Raw genomic sequence first — 270 nt, 5'->3', positions numbered from 1 at the left:
CACCTGCTTGCCAACCACTTCCTTTGGTATTGGTCTCCGTCTCACTAGTTCCTCTTGACTCAGTTTGACCTTGCGAATGGGTTTGGGTTAGATTGTGACCTGTCTGGCTTCCGACACTGGCACCAATATTAACCCCAACAGTTGCAGAAGAGCCTCTGGAATCTGATTCTGTCAATTGGAACTGGGTCTGCCAAGTGGCATAAGGAGATAGGTTAGAATAAATCTGAGAAAGATGCAATTTTCTATCTGTAACATCCAAAACTGGCGTTG

General features: G+C 45.6%; 1 protein-coding gene. It reads right to left on the bottom strand.

The annotated features are described in order from the left end of the window. Positions 1–270, bottom strand: a 270-nt coding sequence (locus C1G53_RS12840) for a hypothetical protein (RefSeq protein ID WP_153046741.1), incomplete at both ends; no start/stop codon positions are given.

Source organism: Streptococcus suis (assembly GCF_002960445.1).
In the GTDB taxonomy this organism is placed as follows: Bacteria; Bacillota; Bacilli; order Lactobacillales; family Streptococcaceae; genus Streptococcus; species Streptococcus hyiners.
Note: the sequence above shows the minus strand (reverse complement) of the source record. Positions and strands in the feature narration are given on the sequence as shown.